The organism is Thioalkalivibrio paradoxus ARh 1, from assembly GCF_000227685.2.
GTDB classification, from domain to species: Bacteria; Pseudomonadota; Gammaproteobacteria; order Ectothiorhodospirales; family Ectothiorhodospiraceae; genus Thioalkalivibrio; species Thioalkalivibrio paradoxus.
In genome coordinates this window covers 1,175,644-1,193,114 of record NZ_CP007029.1, presented here as the reverse complement: position 1 = coordinate 1,193,114, position 17,471 = coordinate 1,175,644, and the positions used below count along the sequence as shown (strand labels likewise).

Here is a 17,471-nt window from a genome sequence, read left to right as displayed (position 1 = left end):
CCCGGTGGGCGGGTGCCTGCGGGGGAAGCGGCGCGTGGTGGTACGCCAGCGGTTCGACCGTCTGCGGCGCGCTCTAGGAATGCGCGTCTTGGGCGCAAAGAATGCCAGCGACCAAGCGATACACAGTGGTGGACCCGACGTCCCGTGGCCAATCTGCGCAGGGTGGCTGGTCCCGCTGTCGCGCCCGCTCGACCGCCGCTTCGACCTGCGTTCGGGTGAATTCACGCGTATCCAGGCCCTTCCGGTAGTCGGGCAAATAGCGGCGCAGGCGTTGCTCACAGTCTCTCGCCGAACGGATTCCGACACCGTTTTCAAAGTGGAGCAGCAGCCAATATTCGAACTTCGGGTTGCTCAGGCCCAGATGCCGGTTCGGGGCAGCGCAAGCCCATCGGTACAACTCGCCCAACTGCTCATCGGACCAGTGGTCCTTATCCACGATCAACCACGCCTCATCCCCGTGGCGCAGATCTTCCCGTTCCAGATGGTTAACCATTCGCCTGAGCACCTGCCGGGGCGCATTCCCTGCCGGCTTTCGGACGCAGAACACAGAAACGTTGGACGATTGGCGGTCGAACTGTTGGAAATACTGCGGTTCGGTTCGCTCACCTTCTGTGGCCAGCACAAAACGCTTGCCGTACCTGCGGTTGCCCAACGGGCGCGTGAATCGCCTCCTGCGCACCGTTGCTGCCCGTCAATGCATGGTGCGGCCATCATCGCCGCGCTCGCCAAGGCCGGGGTTCATCGTGAGCCTCGGGATCCCTCCCAAACGCCCCTGGAGATAGCTCTTGCGCAGGTCCTTGTCGTGGCGCACATCCTCGAATTCGCTGAATGCCGTGAGGATGGAGTTGCCAGAAGCCTCGCGTTCGGCCACCCACATTTCGTCCCGCCGGAGCATCGTCTGGTCCATCAACAAGACATCGTGCGTGGTGAACAGGAGCTGGGTACGTGTTTGCGCAGTGCACTGGTCCAAATAGGCCTGCACCAACCGGCGCGTCAGCAGCGTGTGCAGACTCCGGTCGATTTCGTCGATCACGTACACGCGGTCGGAAGCCTGAAGCGCAAGGTCGAGAAAAGCCGGGAGCAGATCGACCAGCCGCCGCGAGCCGTCCGATTCCTGGCGGAACTCGAATCGCGCCTCGGTGCCGTCGCTGCGGCGATGCCAGGTCACCAGCTTGCGTGCCTGCAGCTCGCCGCCCTCCCGGGTGAGGATGACCCGGTCTCCACTGCCGTCGTTGAGGAGTCGCACGGACATGCCTTCCGTGACCCTCTCCTGGAGGTCCGCCTTGATAGCGGCCGGCAGATGCAGGGCATCCAGCGCGACCTCCTCTCCGCACACGCGGGCAATCCCAGTATCGAGCTGGGGCAGCAACTGATTCATCGCACCGTGACGCGGGCCGCCTTCGCCGAAGAATTCTTCGAACCCTTGGAAACGCGCATCCGGCGCGATGAGTTCCAGCCGATCCCGGAACCAATCGTAGACAGGCCGGAAGGCGTCGATTTTCTGCGAGACGCTGTTGGTGAGGAACAGCCGGTTCGCCTGGGTCCCCTCGAAGGCAAACTGCAGGCGCGCATCCCGTTTCAGGGCCTTCCCGAAGTCGCAGGCCTCGCCGCGGCGGTGATAAAGCAGCTTGTCGCCCGTACTGAGGATAAGCGTGAGTTGCTCGTCCAGGACCGCCTTAGGAGTCACAGTGAACTCGAATGCGTAGACGCGCTCGTCGATCAGCAGCTCGAACGCGAAGCGCGAGGGACGCTCGGCCACGGCCGCATCCAGCCGGAAAGGTTCAACCGGGATGCGGGCATCCGGCAATACACCCTGGGTCACGAACCGCTTGGCGAAGTTCAGGGCCTGGAAGAAATTCGTCTTGCCAGACGCGTTGCCGCCGTAGATGGCCGCGATCGGCAGAATCTTCGTACGGTATTTCTCCACGCGCGGGACGCGCTCGGCGTGCTGCCGCTCGGCGGTGCCCACCATGGTGAAGGTGACCGGGTCGCGGAACGACATCCAGTTCTCGAGGGTGAAGGTCAGAATCATCGCTTTGGCGTCCAAGCAGGAGAAGTTTCTGCTACGACCCGCAATTTGTCGACAATTCGGCAGAATTTCAAGTTCTAAGGAGATTTCTTCGCATTAATTGCGATTTCTTTGTGCCGGAAGCGACAGACTTCCGCCTCGATCGCGGCTGGAAGCCGCTCCTACGGTGCCGAAGATGGCTTTTCGCCTGCTCGCGATGGCTACTCGTGGTGATTCATCACGGTGTAGCCGCTATTGCGCACCAGATCGTCGCGCTGGGCGATGGCGAGGTCTTCGCGGACCATTTCCGCGACGAGTTCGTGGAAGCTGAGCCGGGGCGTCCCGCCGAGTTTTTCGCGCGCCTTGGTGGGGTCACCGAGGAGGGTTTCGACTTCGGTGGGGCGGAAGTAGCGGGGGTCTACGGCGATGATGACACCTTCACCGTCATTGCGAGGGCCGGAGGCCCGTGGCACTAATGCGCAACGCGCATTGAGCAGCCGCAGGCTGACCCGAAGGGCGAGCGTAGCGAGTAATCCAGACGGCGGTTGGACTGCCACGTCGCCTTTGCCACGGCCTTCGGCCTCGCAATGACAGGCTCCTCGCAGTGACGATTGCATCTGCATGGTCATTGCGAGGGCCGGAGGCCCGTGGCAATCCAGGCCGTGTGGACTGCCGCGTCGGCTTCGCCTCCTCGCAGTGACGGTGAGGGGGTTGACTGCGGCTCTTTCGCAGTGACGATGGCGTCTAACGTCATGGCTGCGGTACGGGGCCGGTCATGGCCGGCCCTCTTCCTGCAGTTCCTGGCGCAGTTGTTCGATCTCGCGTTCGATGGCCACGTATTCGGCCTGCTTGCGGGCGAGGAAGGCGCGGGTGACGCGCAGCTTCTCGGCGATACCGCTGGGCGTGAGCGTGTAGAGGTAGGCGCGCTTGCGGTGGCTCTTGCGGAAGTTCTCGGCCTTCACCAGCCCCTTGTCGATCAGCGCGCGCAGGCAGTAGTTCGTTGCACCCAGGCTGATGCCGAGCGCTTCCGCAAGCTCGCGCTGGGTGAGCTCGGGGTTCTCTGCCAGCAGGCGCATGACCTTCAGGCGGGTTTCTTCGGGGAAGGGTTTCAAAGGTTCGGGTTGGGTGAAAGAACCCGCGGCGCGCGTCCGGGGTGACCTGTAGGGCGGAAAAGCGCAGCGTCATCCGCCGTACGGCGTTCGCAGTGCCCAGGCGCCCGCGGCAATCCTGCGCCAGCTGGCGGATGACGGCCTTCGGCCTTTTCCGCCCTACGCCTACGCCTCTTTCATCATCGGGGGTGGCCGCTGGCCATGACCGTTAGGTTGTGGCTTCGGACACGCTACCGCCATCCCCGGGTGCCTTTGGCGGCCATCCGAGCCTCGGTTCGCGCCGCTGCACGCGCGGTAGTTCGGGCCCCCCGCGCCGACTCCAAACGGTTGGGAGCGCGGTGGTAATGGGTTCCAGACGGATCCGTTCAATCCGTGAACCGCTGGGGACGGTACCGGGTTCGGTGGGCAGTTGCAATGGTGAAGAGCGAATTCTTCTGTGTTTCTTGCCGAATGCGCAGGCGAAAGCATAGATCGCACGGTCTATTGGCTTCGACTCACAGCGGGTTACCCTTCCCAGGAAAATGCACGCTGTGGCGTGCCTCGCAGGCGAGTTGGCGTCGAACCTTGTACCCATCTCAGCCGCGCCTGCGGCGCGTTCGCGTGCGAGGCTCGCTCCTACAGGGTCCGGGGGCCCGCCTTGTCCGGGTGGCCCGCCTTGTCCGGGTGGCCCGCCTTGCAGGAGCGTGCCTGCACGCGAATCGGCACTTTATGCCGACTCGCGATGCTCGGGTTCGACGGAAAGCCGCATGCCCACCGTCTTCAACACAGCCACGAGTGTTTTCAGGGTCGGGTTGCCCCTGGGTGACAACGCCCGGTAGAGCGATTCGCGGCTGATGCCTGCCTCGGCGGCCACAGCACCTAGACCACCGTAGGCTTCGGCAACGGTGCGCAATGCAAGAAGGCCGGCAGCGCGATCTTCGGGATCATCGAGAGAAGCCATCGCAGCCTTCAGGTACGCCACGGCAAGCTCGGGATCCGCACGCAATTCCCGAACTTCGACTTCGTGATGGGATACGGCGGCTTTTTTCATTTTTGCCTCGCTTTCCAGTCCTCGAGATACCTCTGCGCCTTGGCGATATCCCGTTGTTGGCTGGATTTGTCTCCCCCGCATAGCAGGAGGATCCATGTCGCGCCCTGTTGGGACAGGTAGATGCGGTATCCGGCACCAAACTGCAACCGGAGCTCGCTGACGCCGCCACCGATGGGCTTTACATCGCCGGGGTTTCCAGCCGCGAGTCGCTGAAGACGAACACGGATTCTGGCCTGGGTGACCTTGTCCGCAACCCCATTGAGCCATTCGGTGAACGGCTCGGATCCGTCCGGCCGTTGGTAACGGAATAGCTGCAGGATACCCCATTTGTAGCTTTCAGGCTACAGATTCGTCGTGGCCCCCAAGCGCCATACCCGCGCCTGCGGCGCGTTCGCGAGCAGGGCCCGCTCCTACAGGGCCGGGGCCAGCAGTTACAGCAACATGCTCGCCTTTGGCGCTCTCAGGCGAGATAGGTATCCAGCGTATTGATGAGCTCAGGCCTCAGATGACGCGATTCCCGGGCCAGGTTCAGTTGCCGTAGCAGACGGGCGGTTTCAAGAGTCGCCTGGGCAACGGGATATCGCCCCCGGGTGCTCAGCCAGTCCAGAACGTCGTCCAGGTGCCAGATCAGTGTGCTTCCACCATGCACGGGCGGCGGGAACGTGTCGGTGTGGGAGAGCATCAGCTTGCGCATATTCTGGCGGGTGACACCGACAAGGTCGGCAACGTCGGAAAGGCCGACGAAATCAGGGGCTGCTTCGATGAGGACTACTTCCGGAATCGCGGCCTTGACATCAGCCAGTGCGGTTCGAAACGCCTCTAACGCGTTCGGTGCTTGCCGGGTGAATTCCAGTGCCAGGTAGCCGCGCTGCCCGATGCCTACCAGCGCATCGTCGCAACCTGCCTCGGCCAGCCGCTCGATCAGTTCATCCGGCTCCTGATGGCTGTCGGCCAGTTTGTATCGGAGTGTAAAGGTATATTCCATCCGCTAGTCCTCAAGGCGGGAGCACCGGTCGACCACGCGCCGCAGCGCCTTTGCGTGATTCGATGCGTTTCTTGGCGTGGTCCAGATGCTGGTGATGCAAAATGCTCCGCAGCGACACTCTGCATCGTTGTAGGGGCAATAGATCCGTCCCAGGCATGACTACCACCCGGTTCGATCCGCCACCCGCGGGCTTCCGCGTATCGCAGTGCTTCCTCGATCTCCTTCCTTGGGTGGATCGGCCTTGCCATGTCTTGTCCCTGAGTGGTGGCAGAAGCGAATGGTTGTCAACCGACAACCATCATCAGGACACTGATTTTCACCCCCGGTGGGAGCGCTTGCCCCTTGTGGGAGCGTGCCTTGCACGCGAATCGGCGTTGGGTGGTGCACCGAGTCAGGCGCGCCGGCGGCGCGTTCGCGAGCAGGGCTCGCTTCTAACGATCATGACCCTAGGCCACCCCCGATGATGAAAGAGGCGTAGGCGTAGGGCGGAAAAGGCCGAAGGCCGTCATCCGCCATCCGGCGCCGGGGTTGCCGCAGGCGCCGGGGAGGCGCGAACGCCGAGCGGCGGATGACGCTGCGCTTTTCCGCCCTACAGGTCACCCCGGACGCGCGCCGCGGGTTCTTTCACGTTAACTGTCATGGCCCGGGCAGCCACCCCATGAGGATGAAAGTGGCGTAGGCGTAGGGCGGAAAAGGCCGAAGGCCGTCATCCGCCAGCCGGCGCCCGGGGTGCCGCAGGCGCCGGGGAGGCGCGAACGCCGAGCGGCGGATGACGCTGCGCTTTTCCGCCCTACAGGTCACCCCGGACGCGCGCCGCGGGTTCTTTCACGTTAACCCAACCCTAACCCGACTCTTCCTGCAATTCCCGCCGCAGCTCCTCGATCTCCCGCTCGATGGCGCTGTACTCGGCCTGCTTGCGGGCGAGGAAGGCACGGGTGACACGCAGTTTCTCGACGATGCCGCTGGGCGTGAGCGTGTAGAGGTAGGCGCGCTTGCGGCGCGTTCGCGGGCGAGGTCCGCTCCGACAAGGTCAGCGCCCGTGGCCATGCCTGCAGATGCCATGCGGCGCTGTCATGCAGCCCAGGGGTTCACGACCGGGGTCGGTACATCTTCAAAGTGCTTCGCGTTCCGCGTGGCAAGCGTAGCGCCACGGGCGATGGCGATGCCGGCAATGAAGGTGTCGCGCATATCCACGGGACGGCCGCGGGCCTTGCGGTCGGCCGCCAGGTGTGCGGCCTGCTCTGCCGCTCGTACGTCGAACACCGCGATACGGTTGGCCAGGTCGAGTTGAACAACCTCGTCGAGACGTTCCACCAGTAGGGCTTTGCGTTGACCGTCGGCGAGGAGCTTGAGGCCGTACCGGGCTTCGAACAGGGTGACGCTCGTGATCCAGACGGTGTCGGCCGCTTGCCGATCCAACCACTCAACCACGGTGGAATCGGGCTGTCGCTGCATCAGCGCGGAGAGCACGTTGGTGTCGAGGATCATCATGCGTCAAAGGCGACGGGATCGATCTCCTGTCCGTGCAGTTCCGGCAGTGGCGTTTCCAGGCCGATGCCCGCAAAACGCTTGGCAATACGCGAACCCAGGTTGGGAAGCGCTTCCGAGTTTTCGTTCACGGCGCGCCGCAGGATCTGACGCACTTCTTCCTCCATGCTGCAGCCGTGGCGCTGCGCACGCCGCTTGAGCGCGTCTTTCAGATCGTTTTCAAGATTGCGGACGATGACCTGGGCCATGGCACACCTCTCGTGACGGGCTGTTTTCAGCAGATGATATCACGATATCGCCCGGTAACATGATCCCACCATCATGAGCAGCGAATCCCCATGGCATCACCAATGTTGCGCGAGGAATCCCCCGGCTTTAGCCGTGGGGAGGATGTCAATACCGGAATCGCGATAGATCAGAGAACGCAACAGACAGGTATCGGCATAGCGCATGGGTCAGTAGCGGGCGTCATCCCGCAATTCGCGCACACGGGCCACCGCCGTCTTCCTCGCTGGTTCTTGCCTCGCCAGAAAGGTTCGGAGCTCGCTCAGGATGGCCGTTTGATCCTGCGCCGAAAAATCCCGCTCGGGAACGACACGTCGGCGACGCGTTGGCGTGGCCTATTCTGGGGACAGGTTACGCAACTCCCGCCGCAGCGCTTCGATCTCCTGTTCGATGGCCCGATACTCCGTTTGCTTCAGCGCCAGGAAGGCGCGGGTGACGCGCAGCTTCTCGGCAAGCCCCGCCGGGGTGAGCAGGTAGAGGTAGGCGCGCTTACGGTGGCTCTTGCGGAAGTTCTCGGCCTTCACCAGCCCCTTGTCGATCAGCGCGCGCAGGCAGTAGTTCGTTGCGCCCAGGCTGCGGCATCCTGCCCTATGCGCGCCAGCGAGCGCGTTCGCGGGCCGGGCTCGCTACAGTTGGGGTGCGAGGCTCGGGTTGCGAAACAACGTCAGGTGACCTTTTCACCCGCCAGCTTGGAACTAGCCAGTCGATTCAGACTGATGCCCTGCTCGGCCGCCGCCATGGCAAGCTGCCGGTGCAGCTCGGGCGGAATCCGAACCCGGAATTCGCCGCTGTACTTGCGCTCCGCAAGCGGCTCGGGAACAGGCTCATTATTCGCCCGCAGATCGTCGATGACGTCATGCACCAGCATGCGGATGCCGCTCAGCGCCGCTTCCGGCGTGTCTGCGAGCCAAGTGAGGGATGGGAACTCGGTGCAGAGTCCAACATGTTCCTGATCTTCAGCGGACCAGGTCACGCGGTAGGTGTAGTGATCAGCGCTCATCGCCGTTCTCCAGCTTTTCGATTGCCTGCAGCACCTGCCGGACCTGCTGCGGCTTCGCCTGCCCGCCCGCATTCTGGATGTTGACCCGCGGATCGCCGGGCCAGGGCGTCTTGAATACCAGGTGGCTCGTGCCACTTTGCCGCGGTACTCCGAAATACGCTTCATAAACCTTCTTCAGGTCGGCATAGCGGATGTTCTTCGGCTCCTCGCGCATCTGCGCCAGGATTTTTTCTACCGACGCCATACTTGGAATGGTGTCATTATTGGTACCGCGATATCAAGGTCCGGGCGATGCACCTGTGGGCACTGACATCCTCCCCGGCCTTCAGCCCTGGGAGGCCCATGATAAGGGCATAGGGCTCCTGACGATCCTCGGGCTTCAAGTAGACCACTTCACTTGCACGCGAATCGGCGCTGGATGCGGCACCCACCTTACCCGCGCCTGCGGCGCGTTCGCGGTGAGCACCGCTCAGAACCGTCTCACCACCAGGCCCATGGAGGAAGCGGCTTCGGCCATCACGGTATCGGCAGTCGCGAGCGTCGCGATCCCCATCTGGTTGACCAGAGCGAGGTGCAAGGCATCGAGTGTCCGCAGCGGATGTTCCGGATAGCGGTTGATCAGATTCACGGCTTCGTCGAAGCAGGCGTCGGTCACCGGGTGCTCCTGCAGCCAGCCGCGGGCGATATCCTCCAGGAACGCGGCATACAGCACGGATTCGAGCTCAGCGTTGAGTTCGCCCATGCGCCGGCGCCGACTCAGCAGCGAACGCATCTCGGTGCGGGTGAGCCTGCTGATGATGGCCACATCGATTCCCTGCAGGTAATCGACAAAGGCGTCGGACCCCGGTTCGTTGAGGTACCACTTCGCGAGCGCGCTGGTGTCGAGGTAGACACGGTCGTCAGCGCTCATCGCGCTCGGCACGGATCAACTCGGCCGACGGCGTCGGCAGCCGCGGGGTACGTGCGCGCAGGTCGGCGTGATTGGGACGCCGACGCGTCCCGGCAACGGGCAGGATGCGTGCGATCGCGCGGCCGCGGCGATTCACGATGATCTCGCCCGCCTCGTTCACCAGTTTGTCGAGCTGACCGATGGCAGCGCGCATTTCCCGAATGTTGAGCTCTTTCATCGGATACCTCTTGGTATGTGCTGCATTATTTCGGATCGTAGCACATGGCGAGCCCCGAGGCCCTGGCGATAGACCTCATTGCGGTGAGCCACACGCACCACCAGCACCCGAAGCCGTTCATCTTCTATCGATGCAATGATTCGGTACTGACCCACGCGGTAGCGCCAGTATTCGCCCAATTCCCCGGTCAGCGACATGCCCAGACGCCGCGGGTCGTCCAATGGCGCGATACGCTCGTTCAGGTATTTCAGAATCCGGCGTGCTGATGGCTTGTCCAATGCACGCAGGTCTTTCTCGACGCGGCGATCAAATTCAATCGTCCAACTCAAGCCGGCGCCTCATTTCATCCATGGACACTGTCTCGCCGCTTCCTTTGCGGTGATCGATCAGGCGCTGTTCAGCCAGGTAGATGTCTTCCAGATCGTCCAGATGCTGCAGGATCGCCTCGCGGGCGTAGTAGCTTTTGCTTCTACCGGTGGCCTTGGCGAGGGCAGCCAGGCGTTCTTCCACATCCTCAGGAAGCCGTAACGCGAGCATGGGATGACCTCCAATCAATGGCTATACAAGTATAGCGAAAGCCCTGGCACTGTGCACGTGGCAATGCCCTAGGAACGTGCGGTGCACGCGAAGCGGCGCTGGACGGTGCATCCACCTCACCCGCGCTTGCGGCGGTTTCGTTGCGAGCCCCGGGAACCATAACCGCAAACATCAAACGGCCGGCCAATTCCTCGCCGAATGCACGACTGCGAGAATCCAGCCGGCGCTCGGCGCGATTTCATAGACCACGCGGTCGCTTTCGTGTGGGATCCGCTCACGTGTGCCGGCAATGAGGCCGGGGCGACCCATCTCCGGGTGTTCCTCAGGCAACGAGACCGTGCCGGCGATACGCTGATCCAGCCTCAGCGCTGCCTGCGGGTCTTCGGCCGCGATGTAGTCCCAGATCTGGAGGCGATCCTCGAGGGCCTCCGGCGTCCAGCGAACCTTCACCCCTGTTTCGAGTTGTCCTTTCTCCTCGGCAACCCGATGACCCGTGCGCCGGGGGAGGTTCGGAGCGGACAGGACGACATCGACGGAACGCCCGTCCAATCGGCGGCTGAGCATGGCCGAGAGCCGCGCCGAAAGCAGCGCAGGGCGTTCTATCGGCCGATCGATCTCGACGAGCACATCCACGTCCCCGCCGCGCCGCGTGTCGTCCAGGCGTGAACCAAACAGGCGAACGCGTGTGTCGGACCCGCATTCGCGGCGCACCACTTCACGGATCGCTTGCATGTGTTCCGAGCTTAGCGTGAAAGAACCCGCGGCGCGCGTCCGGGGTGACCTGTAGGGCGGAAAAGCGCAGCGTCATCCGCCGTACGGCGTTTGCAGTGCCCAGGCGCCTGCGGTAACCCCGGCGCCAGCTGGCGGATGACGGCCTTCGGCCTTTTCCGCCCTACGCCTCTTTCATCATCGGGGGTGGCCACACAGGCCATGGAAGTTACACGCATGAGGCCGAGTGTAGCAGGGGCTTCGCGGCATCCGCACCGCATCCGAATGCCCGTGGCGATCCAGGCGGCGTGTGGATTGCCACGTTGCCCCGTGGGCTCCTCGCAGTGACGATGGGGGGGGTGGACTGCCGCGTCGGCTTTCCGCCACGGTGCGTGGGCGAGTCCTGCGTTCTGGCTGCGACAAGCGATTGTCAATGGGTATACATCCTATTGACTCACTCGCTGTTTGCCGGCAAGGTCCGCTAGACGAACGTAGGAAGCTGCCGGCGCGAGCCGGCGACGTTGGAATCCGCCCGTGGCGCCAGTCGACCACGGGGCGCCGGCCGGAGGTCGGAAGGAAGGGGGGCGTGGATTTTGGGCATGGAGTGCTGGTGGGGGGCGGGGCGGCTTTTGTCCTGACCGGCGCCGGTATACTTTTACTGCGCCGGCCCGCGATGCGGCTCGGGCTGGTGGATAGGCCGAACCATCGAAAGCGGCATGAGGGTGCCGTTCCGCTCACCGGAGGGGTGGCCCTTTTGGCCGCACTGATCGTCGCGGCCACGTTAACCCCCGTGAACTGGTGGGCGCTGTGGTCGCTTCCGTTGGGTGTCGTGGTCCTCGGGCTGCTGGGTCTGGTCGATGATCTGGTCGACATCGGGTCGATCGTTCGGCTTGTCGTCCAGCTCGGGGTCGCCTGGATCATGGTCGTAGCAGGCGTGCAGATCGTGTCGCTTGGAAACCTGCTCGGCACCGGCCCACTCAACCTGGGCTGGGTTGGACCCGCATTCACCATTCTCTGCGTTGCATTCATGATCAACGCGATCAACATGATGGACGGGATCGACGGGCTGGCGGGAAGCATCAGCCTGCTGGCCGTGGCGGGCCTGTCTGTGCTCGCGTTGTCGGCGGGGATGGACGCAAAGGCGGCCGTGGGTGTGCTGCTCGCATCCGGTCTGGCCGCGTTCCTGCTGTTCAACCTGCGCAGTCCTTGGTTGCGCCGGGCTGCGGTCTTTCTCGGTGACAGCGGCAGCATGGTGCTGGGGTTCGTGCTGGCGTGGCTGGCGGTGGCGATTACCCAAGGACCCGCGTCCAGCGTGGCTCCCATTTCCATCGCGTTTCTGCTGTTGCTGCCGGCGGCGGACAGCCTGAGCGTGTCCTTCCGCCGTCTGCGCCGGGGCCGCAACCCACTCGCGGCCGATCGTACCCACCTGCATCATGTGCTGTGCCGGGCGGGTTTTCCGGTGAGCACGGTCGTCGCGCTGATCGCTGGGAACCAGCTGGCGCTGGTGCTGCTGGCGCTGGCCTGTCATTTTGGCAGTTGCCCGGAGCCCCTTCAGTTCGCGCTGTTTACGCTGCTGCTGCTCGCCTATGTCGGTTTTTCGCTGAATGCCCATCATTTCCTGCGTGCGATGCGGCGGCTGCGGCGGCGCCGTCTGGCCGCGGGCAGGCTGAAGCCCGAGATCGGGTAAGACGATGGCCGATACCATGTCCGAACCTATGGAGTTCCTCGCAGTACCTGCGACCGGCATGGTGGACATTCACGCCCACCTGCTGCCGGGAATCGACGATGGTGCGAAGAATCTGCAGCAGGCGCTGAACATGGCACGGCTGGCGGTAGCCGACGGTACCCGCGCGCTGGTGGTGACACCGCACCACCTCAATGGCGTCTACCGGAATCCGGCGGACGGGGTACGTGGCCATTGCGCGTCGCTGCGTGCGGCTCTGCGTAGGGAAGGCATCGATCTCGCGATCTTTCCCGGATCGGAATGCCACCTGGTGCCGGAGCTGCCCGCAGCCTTGGTCGCGGGCAGTGCCCTGACCGTCGCGGATCGGGGACGGGCAGTGTTGGTGGAACTGCCGGTGCACCACGTCCCGTTCGGGGCCACCGAGATCCTGGAAGAGCTGATCGCAATGGGGCTGCAGCCCATCATCGCGCACCCCGAGCGCAACGCCGAAGTCGCAGCGAGCCCGGATATGCTTGCGGAATGGGTCGCCATGGGTTGTCTCGGCCAGATTACCGCGCAATCCTGCAACGGCCGCTTCGGCCCGCGTGTGCAGCAGGCAGCCGAGAGCATGGTTCGGCAGGGGCTGGTTCAGATCGTCGCATCCGATGCGCACCGCGACAGCCGGCGCGTACCCGAATTGTCGCAGGGCCGCGTAATGCTCGAACGTTGGGTGGGCAGCGCCGCGGCATGTCTGATGGCCGAGGACTTTCCCCGGGCTTTGGTCGCCGGCGATCCTGTGGAGACCGAGCGCCTGGACAACGTGCGGCAGCCGCCGCGTGGGGCCGGGATCCGGGGCTGGCTGGGCCGGTTGCGTGCTTGATTATGATGGCGCAATCGACCTGCCGGAGCCGAGGGTTCTGCGTTCTCTCACCTTGAGCGGGACGTGTGAGGGATGAGGTGCGAATCACACACGCAAGCGGTAACCGCTATGGTTAAGTAGATGGTATTGGCCGGGCCAATCCGGCCAGAACGCCGAGACGAGGTGCAAGCGATCGTGCATCGGCAGTAAAGGGCATGCCAATTCGGCATGCATCGGAAAGGATCGATTCAACGACTGGGAGAGATCGACTATGAAAACGAAGCTGACTTCGGGGCTGGTGGGCCTCGCATTTCTGGGTCTGGCGGCAAGTGGCCCAGCGTTGGCCGGCGCCATCGGCGAACTGACCGCGCATGATACTGTCCGGATCGCCCAGCAGGGCTCCGAAGGCAGAATCAATGTCGCCAACACCCAGTATGCATGGCATTCCGGCGATCGTATCGACACCCGCAATGGCCGCGCGGTACTGGATCTGGATGCCGGCGCCAGCGTCGGATTTGCGGCCGACACCCAGGCCTCGGTGGCACTCGACGGAAGCCGGATCCAGGTAGCCCTGGACGCCGGTTCGTTGCTGTACGCGCTTCCCGAGCCGGGCTTGAGCCTGCATGTCAGCAGCGGGCCGTACGAGTTCAGCACCGCGGCAGACGGCGAAGTCGTTCAGGTGGGCACGACGGATGCCGGTTCTTTCGGGCTGATCCAGCGGCTGGACGATGGCCAGCTCAAGGTGACCGTGCGCGAAGGCTCGGTGACCGCGCGTGATCGTTCCGGTAATGTCTACTACCGCGTCGGCGCCGGAGAACGCGTGACCTTTTCCGGTGAGGAGCCGGGGCTGATCCAGGCGCAGGTCGAGGCTGCTGACCCCGATGCCGCGGCGGCAGCCGGCGGTGGGGCTGGAGCCGGTGCCGGAGCGGCTGGACACGGGTTGGGACTGGCATTTCTCGGGGGTGGACTGGCCGTCGTCGCAGGGAGTGCGGCCGCAAGCTCTTCTTCGGATCCCGATCCTGTCAGCCCCTGACGTTCGGGTTTCCGGAACAGTGCGCCCGCACCTCGGGGGTTTGCGAGGAGCGGGCGCCACGCGCCCGGAACTTCCGGGCGCGTCAGGTATTGTGATGCGGGCGGCGTAACCGGGCGCGCGCAAGGAGTGATGATGAACAGGTTGGTATGTTTTCGCGCGCCAGCGCGGGTAATGGCGCTGGTTTTTCTGGCCCTGATCTTTGCGATCGGCGGCTGCGCCACCCATTCGGGCGGCAACGGCGAGCCCTCGGCGGCAGCCGATTTCCAGCAACAGGTCGCGAACGAGGCCCGTATCCAGGATGTGAACGAGCAGCTCCTGTCGCTGGCCGCCGAGAGCGGGATCGGGGGCGGTGTATACCGGGTCGGCCCGGAGGATCAGATCCAGGTTGATATCTTCGGCGTTCCCGAGCTTTCGCGCGAATACCGGGTAGACGGCAGCGGCAGGATCATGATGCCGCTGGTCGGGGCGGTGGCCGTTTCCGGGCTGACGCTGGACGAAGTGGAAGCGGTGGTTGCAGAGAAATACGGCGAGTCCTATCTGCGCAGCCCGCAGGTCAGCGCCCGGGTCACCGAGTTTCGCAGCCAGCAGTTCACCGTCGTCGGGGCGGTGTCCAACCCGCGCGTGTATTCGGTCAGCCGTCAGACGACTCTGATCGAAGCGCTGGCGATGGCCGGCGGCGTGACCGAAAACGCCGGCGATACCATCTATCTCACCGATCGTGTCCGCGACCCCGAATCGGGTGAATTGCAGGTGCGGACGCTGCTGGTGCCGGTAGACGACCTGATGCGCCACGCCGGCGAGAACAACGTGGTGCTGGGCGAGTCGGCACTGGTCAACGTACCCCGCGGCGGCTTTGTGTATGTCGAAGGGGCAGTGAACCGTCCCGGGGCGTTTGCGCAACGCGGGAACATCACCGTGCTGAAGGCGCTGGCCGAGGCCGGGGGGCCGAAATTCGAAGCCAACCGGTCGTCGATGCGCATCCTGCGGCGTTCGGCGGGCAGTGGCGACTGGGAGCATCTGGAAGTGAACTATTCCGAGATCCGCGACAACCCGGAACTCGATATACCGCTGAAAAACGGGGATGTCGTCGTGGTCGAGACCGATGGTTTCAAGGCGGGATGGGCCGGATTCTGGCGGACTGTGCCCGGGTTGGCACTGCTGGGCTTCCGCCCCCTGTAAGCGCCCAATGCCGATGCTGCGAGAGGCGCCGGTGCCCACGCCGCAACGCTGGACCAATTTTGTTGTAATCGAGGCAAGTCATGGCTTCTGACAAGGACAAGGAAAGGGACCGTCCGGTCCACCATCTCAAGCCGGTCAGCGGGGCCGGCGGACAGATGACCGTTTACGATCCCCACGTGTCCGTGCCCGAGGACGATGACAGCATCGACCTGCGCGAATACTGGCGGATTTTGGTTAAGCGCAAATGGGTCGTGTTCGGCCTGCTGGCGATCATGCTCACGGCCACCGCGATGGGCACGTTGCTGATGGTTCCGGAATATCGCGCGACGGCAACGGTGGAAATCAAGCCTGAGGGGGGACGGATCCTCGCCTACGAGGATTTCGAATCCTCCGCCCGCGGTGCCGCCGGGAGTCAACAGTTCCTGACCACGCAGTACGAGATCCTGCGCAGCCGCTCGCTGGCCGAGGCGGTGGTGCGGCGCGAGGGACTGCAGGATCATCCGGAACTGACTGGCGAAATACGCCAGCGCAGCGTGATGGGCGAAATGCGCGAACTGGCCGGCATGCTGCTGGCGGCGATCCGCCCCGCCGTGGGTGGCGAGGACGCCGAAGGCGTGTCGGAGGCCGCGCCCGCGGATCCGGTTCGTTCCACCGCAGGCCGCCTGCGCAGTCGCATCGAGGTGCAGCCGGTTCGCAACTCGAACCTGGTGCAGGTCAGCGTAGTGAGTTTCGACCGCGAGTTCTCGTCGCGCGTCGCCAACGCCGTGGTGCGCGAGTACATCGAAGGCACGATGCAGCGCCGCTACGATGCCGGCAGCGAGGCGCGCAAGTTCCTTCAGACCCAGCTCGACGAGATGCGCATCGCGCTGGAAAGATCCGACCGCGCCCTGGCCGATTTCGCGCGCGACGCGCATGTATCCGATCTCGCCGAGAACATGGAGATGGCACGCGCAGGGCTGCGCAGCCTGAGCGAGCGGCTCGACGATGTGCGCAACGAACTCGTGCAGCTCTCCGGTTGGCGCGAACTCGTGCAGCAGGGGCAGATCGATCACCTCGATCCGATAGCGAACAGTACCACGATCGCCGATCTGCAGAAGCGGCTGCTCGACGCCAACGCCGAGTATGCCAGCCTGTCGGAGCGCTTCCTCGACAGCTACCCAACGGTGGCCGAGACGCTGCGGCGGATCGAGCTTCTGCGCGCCGAGATCGCAAGCGAAAAGCAGAAGATCGCCGACGGCATCCTGGGGCGGTTCGAAACCCTGCGCGCGCAGGAGGCCGCACTCGAGCGCGCAATTGCCGAGCGCGAAGAACGGATCATGGCGCTGAACGAGCAGGGCGTGCAGTACAACATCCTGCGCCGGGAATTCGAGACCAACCAGGAACTCTACGACGGCCTTCTGCAGCGTATGAAGGAGATCGGCGTCGCGGCCGGGATCCAGGAAAACAACATTTCAATGATCGACGAGGCGCGTACGCCAGCTGCGCCATTCAAGCCGGTATTGGCCAAGAACCTCGCGATCGCCTCGATGCTCGGGCTGATGGTCGGAATCGGCTTCGCATTGCTGCTCGAATTCCTTGACAACACCATCCGCCGTACCGAGGACGTGGAACGCTTGGTGGACCGGCCCGTGCTAGGCCTCGTGCCCTTGGTGCGACCGCGTGAACGTAGCAGCAGCCGACGGAAGAAGTCGAAAGGCACCGACCGCTCGCTCAGCCACTACAGCGCAGAGCATCCGCAGTCATCGGTGTCGGAGGCCTACCGTTCGCTGCGCACCAGCCTGATGTTTGCCACTCCGGAGGGAATGCCGAAGGTACTGCTCGTGACCAGCGCCGCGCAGAGCGAGGGCAAGAGCACTACGGCGGCCAATCTTGCGACCGTGCTCGCCCAGAATGGGAGCCGCGTATTGCTGATCGATGCCGATCTGCGCAAGCCCGCGCTGCATCGGGACTTCGGCAAACCGCGGTCGCCGGGGCTCACCAATTGCATTGCTCAGGCCAATCAGACCCGCATCGTCGAAGGACCGGCGATCCACGCATCCGACGTGGACGGCCTGTCGCTGATGCTGGCGGGCCATTCCACCCCGAGCCCCGCCGAGCTGCTCAGCTCCAGCCGCCTGGGCAAGGTGCTGGCCGACTGCAAGCAGATCTTCGACCATGTCGTCGTGGATGCGCCGCCGATCCTGGGATTGGCGGATGCAGTGATTCTGTCGCGGATCGTCGACGGTGTGATTCTGGTGGCGGCCTCGGGCCAGACCGGAAAGGAGAGCTTCCGGGTCGCGATCCGGCGGTTGAACCAGGTGCAGGCGCCGGTGCTGGGGGTCGTACTCAACCGGGTCGATCTCGAGAGCCCCGACTACGCGTACTACTCGTCGTATTACTACAACTACGAAAGCAGCCAGGAGCAGTTGGATGCCCCAAAGCCGGATCTGAGCAAGGCGTCCTGACGCCGGCGGTACGCGA

General features: G+C 64.0%; 21 protein-coding genes and 2 pseudogenes. 5 read left to right on the top strand and 18 right to left on the bottom strand.

What is annotated here, in order from left to right:
- Positions 1–73: 73 nt before the first annotated feature.
- The 18 genes and pseudogenes from THITH_RS05465 to THITH_RS19080 form a co-directional block, all read right to left on the bottom strand.
- The gene (locus tag THITH_RS05465; RefSeq protein WP_198019475.1) at positions 74–652 is read right to left on the bottom strand and encodes an RloB family protein; all 579 of its coding nucleotides are present in this window, start codon (positions 650–652) and stop codon (positions 74–76) included.
- Between the two features lie 39 nt (positions 653–691).
- Positions 692–1,972, bottom strand: a complete 1,281-nt coding sequence (locus THITH_RS05460; protein ID WP_198019474.1) for an AAA family ATPase — start codon at positions 1,970–1,972, stop codon at positions 692–694.
- A gap of 257 nt (positions 1,973–2,229) precedes the next feature.
- Positions 2,230–2,460, bottom strand: a pseudogene (locus THITH_RS17700) (GDP-mannose 4,6-dehydratase); the annotation flags it as partial.
- Between the two features lie 321 nt (positions 2,461–2,781).
- Positions 2,782–3,120, bottom strand: a complete 339-nt coding sequence (locus THITH_RS05450; RefSeq protein ID WP_084222624.1) for a MarR family EPS-associated transcriptional regulator — start codon at positions 3,118–3,120, stop codon at positions 2,782–2,784.
- Positions 3,121–3,823: 703 nt separating this feature from the next.
- Positions 3,824–4,147, bottom strand: coding sequence for a helix-turn-helix domain-containing transcriptional regulator (locus THITH_RS05445; RefSeq protein WP_006749130.1), 324 nt, complete (start codon positions 4,145–4,147; stop codon positions 3,824–3,826).
- The gene (locus THITH_RS17695) at positions 4,144–4,374 is read right to left on the bottom strand and encodes a type II toxin-antitoxin system RelE/ParE family toxin (protein ID WP_456300610.1); all 231 of its coding nucleotides are present in this window, start codon (positions 4,372–4,374) and stop codon (positions 4,144–4,146) included. Before THITH_RS17695 ends, THITH_RS05445 begins: the two co-directional genes overlap by 4 nt.
- Positions 4,375–4,607: 233 nt before the next feature.
- The gene (locus tag THITH_RS05435; protein WP_006749129.1) at positions 4,608–5,132 is read right to left on the bottom strand and encodes a helix-turn-helix transcriptional regulator; all 525 of its coding nucleotides are present in this window, start codon (positions 5,130–5,132) and stop codon (positions 4,608–4,610) included.
- 438 nt (positions 5,133–5,570) lie between these two features.
- Positions 5,571–5,772 (bottom strand): annotated as a pseudogene (locus THITH_RS19690) (hypothetical protein).
- Positions 5,773–6,203: 431 nt separating this feature from the next.
- Complete coding sequence (locus tag THITH_RS05430) at positions 6,204–6,623, bottom strand: type II toxin-antitoxin system VapC family toxin (RefSeq protein ID WP_006748715.1); 420 nt, start codon at positions 6,621–6,623, stop codon at positions 6,204–6,206.
- A complete protein-coding gene (locus tag THITH_RS05425) occupies positions 6,620–6,868 on the bottom strand; it encodes a FitA-like ribbon-helix-helix domain-containing protein (protein ID WP_006748716.1) in 249 nt (82 codons plus the stop codon). The genes THITH_RS05430 and THITH_RS05425 overlap by 4 nt, the downstream gene beginning before the upstream one ends.
- 372 nt (positions 6,869–7,240) lie before the next feature.
- Positions 7,241–7,477, bottom strand: a complete 237-nt coding sequence (locus THITH_RS05420; RefSeq protein WP_041483399.1) for a MarR family EPS-associated transcriptional regulator — start codon at positions 7,475–7,477, stop codon at positions 7,241–7,243.
- 92 nt (positions 7,478–7,569) lie between these two features.
- Positions 7,570–7,905 carry a type II toxin-antitoxin system HicB family antitoxin gene (locus THITH_RS05415; RefSeq protein ID WP_006748718.1) on the bottom strand — a complete coding sequence of 112 codons (336 nt, stop codon included), beginning with the start codon at positions 7,903–7,905 and terminating at the stop codon, positions 7,570–7,572.
- The gene (locus tag THITH_RS05410) at positions 7,895–8,149 is read right to left on the bottom strand and encodes a hypothetical protein (RefSeq protein WP_006748719.1); all 255 of its coding nucleotides are present in this window, start codon (positions 8,147–8,149) and stop codon (positions 7,895–7,897) included. The genes THITH_RS05415 and THITH_RS05410 overlap by 11 nt, the downstream gene beginning before the upstream one ends.
- A gap of 225 nt (positions 8,150–8,374) precedes the next feature.
- Positions 8,375–8,815, bottom strand: coding sequence for a type II toxin-antitoxin system VapC family toxin (locus THITH_RS05405; RefSeq protein WP_006748720.1), 441 nt, complete (start codon positions 8,813–8,815; stop codon positions 8,375–8,377).
- The gene (locus THITH_RS05400; RefSeq protein WP_006748721.1) at positions 8,805–9,032 is read right to left on the bottom strand and encodes a type II toxin-antitoxin system Phd/YefM family antitoxin; all 228 of its coding nucleotides are present in this window, start codon (positions 9,030–9,032) and stop codon (positions 8,805–8,807) included. Before THITH_RS05400 ends, THITH_RS05405 begins: the two co-directional genes overlap by 11 nt.
- Positions 9,029–9,361: a type II toxin-antitoxin system RelE family toxin gene (locus THITH_RS17675; RefSeq protein WP_006748722.1), complete on the bottom strand. Its 333-nt coding sequence runs from the start codon at positions 9,359–9,361 to the stop codon at positions 9,029–9,031. Before THITH_RS17675 ends, THITH_RS05400 begins: the two co-directional genes overlap by 4 nt.
- Positions 9,345–9,569 carry a type II toxin-antitoxin system RelB family antitoxin gene (gene relB / locus THITH_RS05390; protein ID WP_006748723.1) on the bottom strand — a complete coding sequence of 75 codons (225 nt, stop codon included), beginning with the start codon at positions 9,567–9,569 and terminating at the stop codon, positions 9,345–9,347. Before relB ends, THITH_RS17675 begins: the two co-directional genes overlap by 17 nt.
- A gap of 171 nt (positions 9,570–9,740) precedes the next feature.
- The gene (locus THITH_RS19080) at positions 9,741–10,283 is read right to left on the bottom strand and encodes a type II toxin-antitoxin system RelE/ParE family toxin (RefSeq protein ID WP_232222252.1); all 543 of its coding nucleotides are present in this window, start codon (positions 10,281–10,283) and stop codon (positions 9,741–9,743) included.
- Between the two features lie 739 nt (positions 10,284–11,022).
- On the opposite strand from THITH_RS19080, the gene THITH_RS05375 reads away from it, so the two are divergent.
- From THITH_RS05375 to THITH_RS05355, 5 genes are all read left to right on the top strand, one after another.
- Positions 11,023–11,964 carry an MraY family glycosyltransferase gene (locus THITH_RS05375; protein ID WP_041483612.1) on the top strand — a complete coding sequence of 314 codons (942 nt, stop codon included), beginning with the start codon at positions 11,023–11,025 and terminating at the stop codon, positions 11,962–11,964.
- A gap of 16 nt (positions 11,965–11,980) precedes the next feature.
- Positions 11,981–12,820 (top strand): tyrosine-protein phosphatase, encoded by an 840-nt coding sequence (locus THITH_RS05370; protein ID WP_232222251.1) that lies wholly within the window; start codon positions 11,981–11,983, stop codon positions 12,818–12,820.
- Positions 12,821–13,070: 250 nt separating this feature from the next.
- Positions 13,071–13,832, top strand: coding sequence for a hypothetical protein (locus tag THITH_RS05365; protein ID WP_006748727.1), 762 nt, complete (start codon positions 13,071–13,073; stop codon positions 13,830–13,832).
- A 132-nt stretch (positions 13,833–13,964) separates the two neighbouring features.
- Positions 13,965–15,011 carry a polysaccharide biosynthesis/export family protein gene (locus THITH_RS05360; protein ID WP_006748728.1) on the top strand — a complete coding sequence of 349 codons (1,047 nt, stop codon included), beginning with the start codon at positions 13,965–13,967 and terminating at the stop codon, positions 15,009–15,011.
- 80 nt (positions 15,012–15,091) lie between these two features.
- Entirely contained in the window at positions 15,092–17,455 is a 2,364-nt protein-coding gene (locus THITH_RS05355) for a GumC family protein (RefSeq protein WP_006748729.1), read from the top strand.
- The last annotated feature ends 16 nt before the right edge of the window (positions 17,456–17,471 follow it).